Below are 14,490 nucleotides of genomic sequence, written 5' to 3' on the forward strand. Positions count from 1 at the left end.
TTATTTACTATTGAGACTACATAAATGATCAATAATTAAGTAGCATGGCAGTAATTATAATTACAGACTTATCATGCCGGCTATTATGACAGAAAAAACATCATTACCAAATGCTCCAGTAAAGCAAAGTGCTTTAAAACGAGCTACATTAAGAATTTTTAGTTTATTAAATTCATTTAGAAAAATAATTGTTAACCTTGTTTTTTTTATAGTGCTTTTCTTCTTTATTGCTGCAATAGGTGGTGGCGACGAAAAAATTGTTATTCCAGATAATGCCGCATTAGTTTTAAATATTACTGGTGATATTGTTGAACAAAAACATGTCATAGACCCCATGGATGCTTTGATTACTGAAGCACTAGAAGAAAAAGAAAAAAATCCAGAAGTGTTAATCACCGATATTATTAATGTCATTGAAAGCGCAAAAAATGACAAACGTATCAAAATGATCGTTTTACAACTTCAAGGAGTGAATAGTACCGGCCTGAGTAAGTTACAAGATATTGCCCAAGCTTTAGAAAAATTTAAAGCGGTGGGTAAAAAAATAATCGCTGTTGGCGATCAATATTCTCAAGATCAATATTACTTAGCAAGTTCAGCGGATGAAGTCTGGCTTAACCCGCGCGGTTGGTTATTGCTTGACGGTTATGGTCGCTACCAACTTTACTTCAAATCAGCATTAGAGAAATTGTCGATAAGCCAGCATATCTTTCGTGTGGGTACCTATAAATCGGCTGTTGAACCTTATATGCGTGACGATATGTCGGTTGCAGCTAAAGAAGCAAATAAATTATGGTTAAGTGAGCTGTGGTCACAATATAAAAGTGATGTTGCACGTAACAGAAAGTTTTCAATTGATAACTTCGATGAAGATGCTGATGTTTTAGTCGCAAAATTAGAAAAAGCTGAGGGTAATATTGCGCAATATGCTTTAGATAACCAATGGGTTGATGCCTTAAAAAATCGTCAAGACATGAAAAAGTCTTTGATCAAGCTTGTTGGCAAGAATGCCGCAGGTGACAGTTATAATCACATCAGTTTTAAACATTATTTATCAGCAACATCTCCTCTGTATCCGATTATTAACCCAAACTCTGATAAAGTTGCCGTTATTGTCGCTAAAGGGACTATTTTAGATGGTAACCAAAAGCCAGGTGCTGTTGGCGGCGATAGTACCGCTGCATTGTTAAGAGAAGCACGTTTAAATAACCAGGTAAAAGCGGTTGTTTTACGTGTCGACAGCCCAGGCGGTAGCGCTTATGCTTCTGAAATTATTCGTCAAGAAATAGAACTGATAAAACAAGCAGGAAAACCTGTTGTTGCTTCAATGGGAACTTATGCAGCCTCAGGTGGCTATTGGATATCAGCACCTGCTGATAAAATAATAGCATCACCTGCAACCATTACCGGCTCTATTGGTATTTACGGCTTTTTCATGACCTTTGAAAATTCGTTAAGTAAACTGGGCGTGTATACCGATGGTGTTGGTACAACTGATATTGCAGGTTTTGGTGTTACCCGCCCACTGACTGAGGGTATGGCAAAAGTATTTCAATTAAATATAAATCGAGGCTACCAAGACTTTATCAGCCTTGTTGCTGAGAATAGAAATATGACCCTAGAACAGGTTGATAATATTGCTCAAGGGCGCGTATGGTCTGGCTTAAAAGCAAAAGAGTTGGGACTCGTTGATGAGCTAGGTAATTTAACAAGCGCCATTAATGCAGCCGCAGAATTAGCTGATCTTGCAACGTATGACACATTATTAATCGAAATAGAAAAATCACCTAAAGACCTTTTTCTACAAGGTTTAGTGGGCCAAGCAACAAGCTTTTTCCCTGAATCTGAAATAATAAGCTTAAGCAATACAGACAAGTTATTTTTACAATTGAAAAATCAATTATCGCACCTCAACTTACTTAATGATCCGCAAGGCATCTATTCTTTGTGTATGGCTTGTGAAATTAATTAGCCACTCTTTATGTTCAGGATGAACGGTATGTCATGATCACATGGATGTGAAAGAGTGACGATGTTCAGGATGAACGGAATGTCATGATCGCACGGATGTGAAAGAGTGACGATGTTCAGGACGAACAAGCTATTTTGATAACCAACCAAATAAAGTAAGTATTCAAGGTAAATAAATGAAAAAGCGGATTTATATCGCCTACACGGGCGGCACAATAGGAATGAAGAACAGTGGCCAAGGGTACGTACCGGTAAAAGGCCATTTAACCGAGTCTATCAATGGAACGCCAGATTTTCATCGACAAGAGATGCCAGAGTTTACTATCAATGAATATTCGCCTTTAATCGATTCATCGAACATGACCCCAAGAGATTGGCAACGTATCGCTGATGATATAAAGGCTAATTACGATGATTACGATGGATTTGTTGTGTTGCATGGTACAGATACAATGGCTTACACCAGTTCTGCACTTTCGTTTATGTTTGAAAATTTAGCCAAACCCGTCATTGTTACCGGCTCTCAAATTCCCTTAAGCCAATTACGTTCAGACGGGCAAGTCAATTTATTAAATTCGCTTTATATTGCGGCAAACTACCCTATTAATGAAGTGGGTTTATATTTTAATAATAAATTATACCGGGGTAATCGTTGTATTAAAGCTTATGCTGATGGTTTTAACGCTTTTGACTCACCCAATATGCCACCACTTTTAGAGGCGGGCATTAATATAAAATTAGTTGAAGGTAAAATAAATGTTGTAAATGATGCACCATTTAACTTAGCGCAAATCACACCGCAACCCATTGGGGTTGTGCATTTATACCCTGGGATCTCTAGCGAGTTGGTCGCCAACATTATTAAACAACCCGTAAAAGCATTAATTATTCGCAGTTATGGGGTTGGCAATGCGCCACAAGATGAACAATTACTTGCTTGCTTAACACAAGCTTATCATCAAGGTATTGTTGTCGTTAATTGTAGCCAATGTATAAAAGGTACCGTTAACATGGATGGTTATGCAACGGGTGTCGCGTTGAGTAAATGTGGCGTTGTAGGTGGTGGCGATATGACGTTAGAAGCAACATTAACTAAGCTACATTATTTACTGAGCAAAGAATTACCACAAGCTGAAATTTGTCGTTTATTAAAAGAAAATTTACGCGGCGAACTCACCACTCACTAAGATGTTATTCACATTATAGTTAGGCTATTTTGCAGAATAAGCAAAATAGCCTAAATTATCGAACTATTTACATCGGGTTATCTGAAAAGCCCTCACCTCCAAACATAAAAAATAAAATCATTTGTTATCAGTGATTTAACAAGCTATCCATTCTGCTTTAATTGAAAATCATATTATATATCACTTGCCAAACCAGTAACACGTAACCAAAAATAAGGTGTTATTGCTCAGTATAGATATAAATTTTATGTTTTTATCAAATATCTACTGAAAATAAACAACCTTAAAGATGAGCTTATTTTACAGTAAATATAAAAAAGCCACTGAATAATCAGTGGCGATTAACGTTATTTATTTACAGAATATCAACAATAAATAGCTTTAACTCTTGAGAGTAACGGCAAGTCAGTGGATGATAATTTACCTAATTTTAACCATTCAACAAGTGATTTTGTTAAGTCGATAGGTTGTCCTGAAAGCATCTGGGTTTGCAATAATGTTACTTGAACTTGCATGCGCTTCGCTTTACATTCTGCCGGAGATTCCTTACTTGCTAATATCTCAAGCTCTAATGTCTTATCACTTCGGTCAACGCTACGGGTATTTTGATAACATTCTTGTAATCGTTTTTGCCAAACGTTGGGTAAATCTACCAGCGACTCACTGAACTTTTCAATTGATGGTGTTTCATCAGTGGCTATATATTCTAAGCAATTAAAAATCAATTGCCAAGTTTCAGTCTTTTTGTTTTCGTTAATCACTGCTAATTTTTGTGTTATTTGTGCAAGTAGCTTTTCCGCCTGTGTTACTGCACTTTTGATCAACGGCTTTTGGCTAACAAGCTTTAAACGTAATGCATCAATATTTTCTTGTATCGTTAATAATTCAGAAGCAGAACCTTGGTCAACAATCTGTTGTTGATAATTACCCAGTTGCTCTGTTAACTCAACTTGTTGATGTTGACGGTCAGATTGTTCAACCAATTTGGCTTCATCGCGTTTAGCAAATAGTTGGTCATTAACTTTCCTAAACTTTTGCCAAAGTTGATTCTCTTCGCGCTGTCCGCTGTAACCTATCGCTTGCCATTGTGTTTGTAGTTTTTTAACACTTTCAATAGCAGAAAAAACATCCTCATCACTTAATGCTTGCGTGACTTGGGCAATCAATAAATTTTTACTGTCACTGTTACGTTGGTGATAATTTCTTAATTCAAGCTTTACGGGTTGTAAACTTTCATTAAATTTTTCATTAAGTAACTGAAACTTCTGTTTATCGACCTGCCCTGAATTTTGCCATTGTTGACTTAATTTATTAAGTGTTCCGTCGATGAACTTCCAATCAATAGCTTTATTATCAGTACCTTCACTGATTTTTTTTGTAAAGTCATCAGCAAAACTTTGAGCGTTAACGATAAGCTGTTGGCGCGTGACAAGATGTTGCTCACGCAAATTTTCTTGTTCTGCATAAAATAAACGACAGGGAGCAAAAGCTTGTTCGCAAAGCGCATTAAATTGATAGTTTAATTCTTTTTCAACAGTCTCTTCTGCGTGCCCTAAAGAGTTCCAAGTAACACGAAATTGTTTTACTTTCGCTGCTTGGTCATTAGGGTTATCAAGTGGTTGGTTTACTAATAACTGAATATCAGCGAGTAGTTGGTGTTTTCTTGGCGTTGCAATTGAATGCTCTAAGTCACTTAGTTCAGCAATTTTATCTGAGATATCATCAAAGTCACGTTGCACACGTGATTTTTGCTCATCAGATAACCCGTCATAATGTTTTTTAGCTTTTTTGAAAACCCCAAAAGCAGCATTATACTTGCCACTGATAATTAATCGTTTAACATCAGCGATTTTTTTCTGACATTGCGCTAGTAGTAGTCCTTGCTCTTTAAGTAAAGACTTCAGGCCTTTTTGCCATTGTTTCTTTATTTCTTTAAACGCATCAACAACTGTTTGTGGTAAAACCCCCGCCGCTTTTTGCTCAACACTTTTCCATTCTTGTAACCATTCATCGAATAAAGGCTTGCGCAGGTTCAGCTCATCAATGTCTTTGGGTAAAGCTACTTGTGAAATTTTTGAAATTAAATGAGTGGCGTCACTCACCGATTGCGCAATTTCAGGTAACAACGCCAATTTTTTTGACTGTGCTTTAACTAAGACAATAAATGAGTCTTGCTCTTTCTTACTGAGTATTGATGCTGATATTTCTGAAAGTAATTGTTCAAGTTGATGCTGGTATTGTGCTTCATCTAACTCACCGCTTTCAAATATTGTTGTGGTAAGTTTTTGACTAATTTCATTAAGCTGACGATTAAAATGTTCATTTGCGACTTTTTTATCGTGAATTAATTTATCAGCAATAATTTGTTGTTCATAAGCTTCATGCAGCGGAGCAAAATGTTTAATCAATTGTGCATTGATAACTTTATACTTTTGATTAAAACTGTCAGATTCGTGTGATGTTAAACAAGAAAAATCTTGATGGTAACTGTGCCACTGCTCTTCGAGTTCTGTTTGTTTTTCTTTTATTTGCAGATAATCATTAACGTCTTTTAAAGCGAGTAACTTGGCTAAAACTAACTGGACACCTTTTTTAATTTTGTCGGGCTGCTCTGCTAAGACTTTTAATTGTTCAATCTTTTGCTCAATCTGATTTTTTATTTGTTCATTACACGATTTCTTTAACAACTTGTCTAACACATCAACAGGTAGTGTTTGTTGCAGCAAGAATGTTTGTACTATTTCATTTTGCTTATGTGTAAATATAGAAAGCGTTAACGACGGCTTATTTATTTTTTCAAACAAGGCGATAACAACATCTGCTTTTGTTTCACTTTGTAACCATAACTCCAAAGATGGCAATTTATTATTACTTTTTAATAGCGCCAATTTATCTTGATTACTGATGGTAATGTCATGCTGGCCAAGCAAAATTTTCTCAACTTGCTTAATACAATACTCACGCACTTTTTTATTGTCGTTGTCGATGCTGTTTTGATGCCAAACAGTAAAGTTGGCGATTTTAAGGAGCGCAGCACGACGTACTAATTCATTAGGATCTGTTTGTGCGAGGGTTGTTAAGATAACTAATTCATCTGAATTGCTCGATGATAAATCTTCATTAATCGCGGTTAACCGCACATTGTGTTCTTTGCTCTGCCATTTTGCTTTGAAAAATTTAGAAAAAATCATAGATCGGAAAACCTTGCAATATTATTGTCTGGATTGTTTTTAAGCTCAGCGAATTCGCTTTTTAACTGACGTTTAGTTTTATCAATAATAAGACCGTCCGCGCCAACACTTAAGATTTCATCTGAATTTAAATGTCTTGATTGATACGCCATAGTAATTTGCAATGCGGAGTCTTTTTGCGGTTTATCAACCACCGTACCTTCAGGCCATTTACCTGTTTCAGCAGCACACTTTAAGCGCAAGTACATTTCTTCTGACATATTGTCTACTAATGAAATAATATCCATTGTTTTATTTACAGCCTTTATTGCTTCGTTCTTTCGAGGGAAGTTAATGTTAATTTCGGTATTTAAGCATAAGCAAACGAACTCGGGTCGTAATATACCAAATAAAGCCAATGACTGCAGAACCTATACTCATAAAATATTGCCATGTGCCTTGTTGAGCATCTTGCCAATACAAAAAGAGAAAACCACCACAAAAAAGTAGCATGGCGATAAAGGAGTGATTCATCAGATTTTGTGATTGATTTATTTTGCTCAGTTTTTTCATTGATGCCATTTGACTCGCATCAACTGTGGTTAAATCTATTTCACAATGAGAGCAAGACTTCGCTTTGTCAGATATCTTTTTCTTACAGTTCGGGCAATTAATTACAGCCATAGGAAGATAACTTTTCATAAAATAATTAGTGTCAATATTCTACCTAAATTTAAGCAAAAAAAAACGTCCTAATGGACGTTTTTTAAAGTAATTTTACTTTTATTGTAAATTAATAACCGTAAAGCAATTATTAACAATGTTACTTGTTTTTATTAAAGCGATCTTCCCAGAACTTAGCTTTTTCGATACCAAGTTTTTTCGGATCAAAGGTAAATTTTGTTACCCCTAACTTCTGTTGGCTTTCATAATCTTTCAAGGCTTTAATAGCAGGTTTTGCCATAAAGAATATGGCGATAAGCGCAAATATATTCAACCATGCCATTAATCCAACACCAATATCTCCTAAACTCCATGCGGCGCTTGGTTCGGCAACCGTACCGTAAAAAACCGCTGACATTAAAACAACTTTAAGAAAAAATTTAAGCACCGGCATTTTAATGGTTTTATTGATATAAGAAACATTATTTTCTGCAATAAAGTAATAAGCCAATACGGTTGTAAAAGCAAAGAAAAACAAGGCAATAGCAATGAAAGGCTTACCAAATCCTGTTAAAACACTATCAACAGCAATTTGCGTGAAGGCAGGACCACTAATAACAACATCACTCGCTAAGTTACTAACAACAAAGCTCGTCGCACCTTCTGGCATAACATTATACGACTGGGTAATTAAGATCATAAATGCGGTTGCAGAGCAGACAAACAACGTATCAATGTAAACAGAAAAAGCTTGCACTAATCCTTGTTGCGCTGGGTGTTCAACTTCAGCGGCGGCGGCGGCATGTGGCCCAGTACCTTGTCCCGCTTCATTGGAATAAACGCCTCGTTTAACCCCCCAACCTATTGCAGCACCAAGTCCTGCCATTGGCGTAAAAGCATCCGTAATAATTAACATAAAGACCCCCGGCAATTGATCAATATGTAATGCAATGATAGTACAGGCAATAATAATGTAAGCCAATGCCATAAATGGCACAACAATTTGGGTAAAGTTAGCAATACGCTTAACACCACCAAAAATGATAAACCCAAGTAATAGCACAATAAACACGGCGGTATAGACTTTAGTTAAAGGTAAATCACCCATAAAAGAAGTTACCGAACCACCGGAACCAAACACATTGACCATCGCATCGCCAATACCGTTTGATTGTACAACCGGTAATAATACGCCACAAGCGAGAATAGTTGATAAGGCAAATATCCAGGCATACCACTTTTGACCCAGCGCTTTTTCAATGTAATAAGCAGGACCACCTCGGTACTGACCCTCTTCTTCTTCTTTATAAATCTGAGCATTGGTTGATTCAATATAAGCAGTAGCTGCACCTAAAAAGGCAACGACCCACATCCAAAAAACGGCACCAGGACCACCAAAACCTATCGCGGCTGCAACACCGGCAATATTACCGGTACCAACACGTCCGGATAAAGAAACAGCTAAAGCTTGGAAAGATGAAATACCTTTATCTGAGCTTTTACCCGAAAGTAATAAGCGAAACATTTCACGAAAATGACGTACTTGCGCAAATCGCGTTAAAATAGAGAAAAATACACCTGTACCTAAACAGAGATAAATTAAGTATGGGCTCCAAATATAGCCATTAATCGTATTTACAATTTCTTCCACATGCCACTCCTGATTTATTATTATTATTTAGTTTTTTATCAATTGTATATTCGTTAACAATTAAGACATAAGTATCAGCGTGCTAAGGCATGTTGATTGATAACGAATACATATAAATTTTTTAAACTTTTTGCTATAGGTAGTATTTAAAGAGCTGCCAAGGTAGCTCTTTTGTAACACTTTATAGAGCAGTGTTACATTTATTAACTGAAGATATTGTTTAACGAAGGTCGCCAACAACATGATAAATGGCCGTTAAAAAATCACGACCAAATAAGCTACTGCGCGTGTCTGACCAACCGACACTGCGATCTGGTAATAAATCATTGTCTTTAAAGGGCATTTCTACCGTGTAAGACAAACATTTGAAGTTATTACCAACCCAATTAGCCCCCACTGTTAAGTTAGCTTGGCCGGGCTCATCTTTATCATAACCTTTGTCATCTTGAAATTCTGGTGTTACCGCTAGAAGAATGGCTTTGAATTTTTCTTCTAAGGCTTGATGTTTAGCGTCATATGCGGGGACACCTTCACAGCCAGCGACAAAGTTAAACGGTAGAGCTTCATCGCCATGAATATCAAGAAACAGGTCAACACCGGTAGCTAACATTTTTTCACGCACTAAAAATACTTCAGGGCTACGTTCCATTGAAGGCTCTAACCACTCACGATTTAAATTAGTACCGATAGCATTTGTTCTTAAATGTCCTCGAACTGAACCATCAGGATTCATATTAGGTACTAAGTAAAACACTGAACTGTCTAATAGTGAACGAGCAACGCCGTCATCTTCATCAAGTAAACGGTCTATAAAACCTTCCATAAACCATTCAGCCATACTTTCACCCGGGTGCTGGCGAGCAGTTACCCAAATAACCTTCTTATTTTCGCCGTCGTCACCCACTTTCAATACTGAAATGTCACGGCCGTCTAGTGTTTGCCCTAATACTTGTAACTGACAATCAATATCTAACTGGGCTTGATGAAGTAAGTCTTGATGACGTTCATAGCTATATGGAGCAAAATAAGCGAAATAAACGGAGTCGTATTCTGGGGTTAGCGTGATACTGAGTTTTTCGCCATCAAATTCTGTTGGTACACGAAACCAGTGCTCTCGATCATAAGAAGCGACGGCCTGATAATCTGTCCAACCTTCGGTATAAGCGGAAGTACCGGCATTCATTAAATGTAGGGTATGCTCGCATCGCTCTGTATTATGAAGTTTAAAATGAAACCACTGATAAAAATCTGATTGATTGTCTTTAACAATTTCAAGTTGAATGTTATTGGCTTGGCTTGCGTCGATAACGCGGATATTGCCACTGTCAAAGTTTGATGTAATTTGCATACCGTGATCTGCTATTTTTATTATGAATAGCCACAGTGTACACAATCAATGAAAAGATCAGAAGTAATATGCGCTAAAGTGTTCGAAGAAACAGCCCAATTTCAGACGAATAACCCATAGACTTTGCAATAACGGTATTTTTATCATCAATAACGTAATAGCTTGGATAACCTTCTATCTTGAATTGGTGCTTAATTTGCTCTGTACCTAAGGCAATAGGGAAAGTTAATTGATGCTGGCTAGAAAATTCAAAGACCTCTTTTTTATTGACATAATCCAACGCAATGGCGATAACATTTATCTGTTGGTTCTTTTCATATATTTCTTGAAGATTACCAATACTGATATGACATATTTGACACCAAGGCGCAAAGAAGTAAACAACCGTCGTATGCTTTAGAGGGGATAGTGCAATGGTTTTATAATCGAGTGTTTCTAACGAAACAGTTTGTGGCGTTATCTGTTCTCCCGTTGATAGCATGTCTGATTCTCTGAACATTGTCAGTGTTTGAAAGATAGCCAAAAATACCACAGCTTGAATAAATAAACTCTTCAACACAACTCACCTTTATAAATAATATAATAACGAAATAGTTATATTTACAGACCCGATCACCCAATTAAAAATTCAAATTAAAACAAAAAATCCAATACCTAGGTATTGGATTCTTATTGCTATTAATAAAGGGAGGTTACCAAGTAGCGTTAACCGATTTGCGTTAAACCGTTCATATAAGGTTGTAATGCCGTAGGAACTTGTAAACTACCATCAGCCTGTTGATAATTTTCTAAAATAGCCACTAAAGTACGGCCAACCGCTAAACCTGAACCGTTTAACGTATGTAACAATTCTGGCTTTTTAGTGTCACTGTTTCGAAAGCGAGCCTGCATACGGCGTGCCTGAAAATCGCCCATATTAGAACATGAAGATATTTCTCGGTAAGTATTTTGTGCCGGCAACCAAACTTCAATATCGAATGTTTTAGTGGCACTAAAACCAATATCACCGGTACACAAAATAACGGTACGGTAAGGTAACTCTAATTTTTCAAGAATTTTTTCAGCATGACCTGTGAGTGCTTCTAAGGCGGCAAATGAATCTTCAGGTTTAACAATTTGTACCATTTCAACTTTATCAAACTGATGTTGACGAATTAAACCACGAATATCACGACCGCCTGAGCCGGCTTCACTTCTAAAACAGGGGGTATGCGCGCACATTTTAATCGGTAATTCGGCTTCTTCAACAATCTCATTTCTGAGTAAATTCGTTAAAGGAACTTCTGCCGTTGGGATCAAAGAAAACTTCTTGTTACTCAAGTCCGTATGGAATAAGTCTTCACCAAATTTTGGTAACTGCCCTGTACCGTATAGTGACTCTTGATTCACTAAATAAGGTACGTACATTTCTTGATAACCATGCTCTTGTGTATGAACGTCTAACATCAGCTGTGCAAGCGCGCGGTGCATTTTAGCTATTTGACCCCGTAATACGGCAAAACGGGTCCCTGCGAGTTTAGCACCACTTTCAAAATCTAAGCCATTACCGATGCCAGCGCCAACATCAACATGATCTTTAACCTCAAAATCAAATACGCGTGGCGTTCCCCAGCGTTTAATTTCAACGTTGTCATCTTCACTTGCACCTTCGGGTACAGATTCATGAATTAAATTTGGTACGGCAGACAGAATGTCATCAATTTTCGCAAGTACATCGTCTTGTTCGGCTTTTGCTGCATCTAAATCAGCACCTAATTGACTCACTTCAGCTAATAATGGCTGAATATCTTCGCCTTGAGCTTTCGCTTTCCCGATAGATTTCGAACGTGTATTGCGTTGGTTCTGTAACTCTTGAGTTTTAATTTGAAAAGCTTTTCGTTGCTCTTCTAATTGTATTAATAACGCAGTGTCTAATACAAAACCACGTTTCGCTAATTGTGCCGCAGTGGCTTCGATATCATTTCTAAATAATTTTGGATCAAGCATTTTGTTCACATCTACAAGTTGAGTGGTTTATTTATTTGAAAAGGGTCTACTTGGTAGCATAAGTTACTAAGTACAACCCAACACCAGCGGCAAAAACACACAGGCTGACATTCAGTAATATATTTATCATGCCCTTTAAGAATTCACCCTGCTGCATTAATAATAATGTATCAAGTGAAAAGGTTGAAAAGGTCGTGAAGGCCCCTAAAAATCCGATACCAATTAAGGTTCGATAGACACTGACTTCAATAACACCATTTTCAATAAGGCCATATAAGGCGCCCATGATTAATGAGCCCGAAATATTAACCGCCAGCGTGGCAAAAGGGAACCCTTTTCCGAGCCAATTAAATATTAATTGTGAAAAATAAAATCTTAAGCTTGCCCCACATGCTCCGCCAAGTGCTACAAATAGATATAATGAAAAATTGCTGATGTTATTTGTCATAACGTTTCTCATTACTTTGTCGGTTTAATTCATTGAGGTAATGCTGTTTATCTTTAAGTTGTTTTTCCAAACCACGGTCTGTCGGATGATAAAGCGAGGTAAGCTGTAAAGACTCTGGAAAATAGTTTTCTCCTGCGGCAAAAGCATTATCTTCATTGTGTGCATATCGGTATTCACTACCGTGGCCTAATTCTTTAGTAATGCTACTTGTCGCATTTTTTAAGTGCAAGGGTACGTCTAATTCTGAGGTGTTTTTAGCCAATTCTTTGGCTTGATTAAAAGCCATGTACACCGCATTACTTTTTGGCGCTAGTGCCATATAAACAGTAGCTTGCGCTATTGCTCGCTCTCCTTCGCTGGGTCCAACACGTTGAAAGGTATCCCACGCGTTTATAGCTAGTTGCATGGCCCGGGGATCCGCATTACCAATATCTTCACTCGCAATTGCAAGCAGTCTGCGTGCTACATATAATGCATCACCACCACCGGCTAATATTCTTGCATACCAGTAAAGTGCCGCGTCAGGTGAACTACCCCTTACTGATTTGTGAAAAGCACTGATCAAATCATAGAACGCATCGCCGCCCTTATCATACAAAGCAACTTTATTTCCAGCCACTTGAACGACAGTTTCTAAGGTAACTGTTTTCGATGACCCTGAAAGAATATCGACACAATTTTCAAATACATTTAATAAGCGTCGAGCATCACCATTAGCTAAGGTCAATAATTGATGTTCTGCTTTATCTTCTATATTAATGGTGACTTTTTTACTGCGTTGTTCGTTGTCACACGCACGTTTTAAAATAATCGTTAAGTCTACACGCGTTAGTTTTTTTAAGGTATAAACACGTGCACGTGACAATACCGCTTGGTTTAATTCAAAAGCGGGGTTTTCGGTCGTCGCACCAATGAAAATAATCGTTCCATCTTCAATAAAAGGTAAAAAAGCGTCTTGCTGACCTTTATTAAAGCGGTGCACTTCGTCAACAAATAACACGGTACGTTTTTGTTGACGCTGTAAACGTTGTTTGGCATTTTCTATCGCTTGACGAATATCTTTGATGCCAGAAGTTACTGCTGATAAACGCTCTACTTCTGCATTAGCATGGCTGGCAATAATTTCTGCTAAGGTCGTTTTACCCGTACCTGGCGGTCCCCAAAAAATAACCGAATGACATTTTCCTTGTTCAATAGCCAGGGTTAATGGCATACCTGGCGATAAAATATGCTGCTGCCCCTGATAATTTGCTAATGTTTTTGGTCTAAGTTTGGCAGCAAGCGGCTGAAATTCATCACGTTGAATATCATCGTCATTATTGCCTTCATCTGCAAAATCTAAAGGCAAAGAACCATTAGGCGTAATATTAGCCATTAACGTTGGTCATCTAACTGAACACCTTCAGGAATTTCATAAATAAACAATGCGCTGTCTGGAGAATGCTTGTCATCAAATTGTGAAAGCTTAAAGATACTCAACTGACCTGTAGCGTCTAATATGGTGAAACTATCAAGTTTGTGACTGTTTTCTTTAAAACGTAATTCTAATGTCTTCACTTGCGCATTATTATCAATCGCATGAATAAGGTAATTATTCTCATCTGTTGAACTAACACTGTAATGTTGCCAAAGTGTTGGATCACTACTCGTTAGCAGTAAAATAGGGGTATTCATCAATGCTTTTTCTAAAAGGTACGCACTGACCTGCTCAACAAAGGGGTCAAAAAACCATAGTGTTACGCCGTCTGAAACAATTAATGTCTCATCAGGTTCAACGGTATTCCAATGCACTAAATTAGGCTTTTTAACCGCTAGCGTTCCTAAGGCATTTTGGAGTTCATTGCCTTCTGCATCGAGCACCTGCTGTTTAAAGTCAGCAGTAAAGTACTCGAGCGAAGCTAACTTTTTAATGAGCGTACCTTTTACCAATTGAGAGGCTTTTATCGGTTTTTCTAGAGTATTTATAGGATCATTTATTGGTAAAGCAAAAGCACTCGAGTTGCTCAGAAGAACAGCAGAAATAAATGAAACGACGGCTGTTTTTTTTAGGGAAAAAATCACTCAGT

At 37.4% G+C, this 14,490-nt stretch carries 12 protein-coding genes; 2 read left to right on the plus strand and 10 right to left on the minus strand.

The genetic code is table 11. The features are described from left to right. Positions 1-85: 85 nt before the first annotated feature. Together sppA and ansA are read left to right on the plus strand one after the other, a co-directional pair. Positions 86-1,972: a signal peptide peptidase SppA gene (gene sppA, locus H4J73_RS07135; protein ID WP_182223883.1), complete on the plus strand. Its 1,887-nt coding sequence runs from the start codon at positions 86-88 to the stop codon at positions 1,970-1,972. A 175-nt stretch (positions 1,973-2,147) separates the two neighbouring features. Beyond that, positions 2,148-3,158 carry an asparaginase gene (ansA, locus tag H4J73_RS07140; RefSeq protein WP_182179442.1) on the plus strand — a complete coding sequence of 337 codons (1,011 nt, stop codon included), beginning with the start codon at positions 2,148-2,150 and terminating at the stop codon, positions 3,156-3,158. A 365-nt stretch (positions 3,159-3,523) separates the two neighbouring features. Here the strand turns inward: ansA and H4J73_RS07145 are convergent, their stop codons facing one another. The 10 genes from H4J73_RS07145 to lolA all read right to left on the minus strand — a co-directional run bounded on the left by H4J73_RS07145 (position 3,524) and on the right by lolA (position 14,485). Beyond that, the gene (locus H4J73_RS07145) at positions 3,524-6,349 is read right to left on the minus strand and encodes a DUF349 domain-containing protein (RefSeq protein ID WP_182179444.1); all 2,826 of its coding nucleotides are present in this window, start codon (positions 6,347-6,349) and stop codon (positions 3,524-3,526) included. Then, complete coding sequence (locus H4J73_RS07150; protein ID WP_182179446.1) at positions 6,346-6,636, minus strand: YeaC family protein; 291 nt, start codon at positions 6,634-6,636, stop codon at positions 6,346-6,348. Before H4J73_RS07150 ends, H4J73_RS07145 begins: the two co-directional genes overlap by 4 nt. Positions 6,637-6,685: 49 nt before the next feature. Next, positions 6,686-7,012, minus strand: a complete 327-nt coding sequence (locus H4J73_RS07155; protein ID WP_182179448.1) for a hypothetical protein — start codon at positions 7,010-7,012, stop codon at positions 6,686-6,688. Positions 7,013-7,151: 139 nt separating this feature from the next. Then, the gene (locus tag H4J73_RS07160) at positions 7,152-8,642 is read right to left on the minus strand and encodes a sodium:alanine symporter family protein (protein WP_182179450.1); all 1,491 of its coding nucleotides are present in this window, start codon (positions 8,640-8,642) and stop codon (positions 7,152-7,154) included. A 220-nt stretch (positions 8,643-8,862) separates the two neighbouring features. Next, positions 8,863-9,990 (minus strand): carboxypeptidase family protein, encoded by a 1,128-nt coding sequence (locus H4J73_RS07165; protein WP_182179452.1) that lies wholly within the window; start codon positions 9,988-9,990, stop codon positions 8,863-8,865. Positions 9,991-10,063: 73 nt separating this feature from the next. Beyond that, positions 10,064-10,549, minus strand: coding sequence for a TlpA disulfide reductase family protein (locus H4J73_RS07170; RefSeq protein ID WP_310649642.1), 486 nt, complete (start codon positions 10,547-10,549; stop codon positions 10,064-10,066). 146 nt (positions 10,550-10,695) lie between these two features. Continuing rightward, positions 10,696-11,976, minus strand: coding sequence for a serine--tRNA ligase (gene serS, locus H4J73_RS07175; RefSeq protein ID WP_182179454.1), 1,281 nt, complete (start codon positions 11,974-11,976; stop codon positions 10,696-10,698). Between the two features lie 46 nt (positions 11,977-12,022). Further along, a complete protein-coding gene (crcB, locus tag H4J73_RS07180) occupies positions 12,023-12,424 on the minus strand; it encodes a fluoride efflux transporter CrcB (RefSeq protein ID WP_182179456.1) in 402 nt (133 codons plus the stop codon). Beyond that, positions 12,414-13,799, minus strand: a complete 1,386-nt coding sequence (locus H4J73_RS07185) for a replication-associated recombination protein A (RefSeq protein WP_182179458.1) — start codon at positions 13,797-13,799, stop codon at positions 12,414-12,416. Before H4J73_RS07185 ends, crcB begins: the two co-directional genes overlap by 11 nt. Then, positions 13,799-14,485, minus strand: a complete 687-nt coding sequence (gene lolA, locus H4J73_RS07190; RefSeq protein WP_182179460.1) for an outer membrane lipoprotein chaperone LolA — start codon at positions 14,483-14,485, stop codon at positions 13,799-13,801. Before lolA ends, H4J73_RS07185 begins: the two co-directional genes overlap by 1 nt. Between the last annotated feature and the right edge of the window lie 5 nt (positions 14,486-14,490).

Source organism: Colwellia sp. MB3u-41 (genome assembly GCF_014076845.1).
In the GTDB taxonomy this organism is placed as follows: Bacteria; Pseudomonadota; Gammaproteobacteria; order Enterobacterales; family Alteromonadaceae; genus Colwellia_A.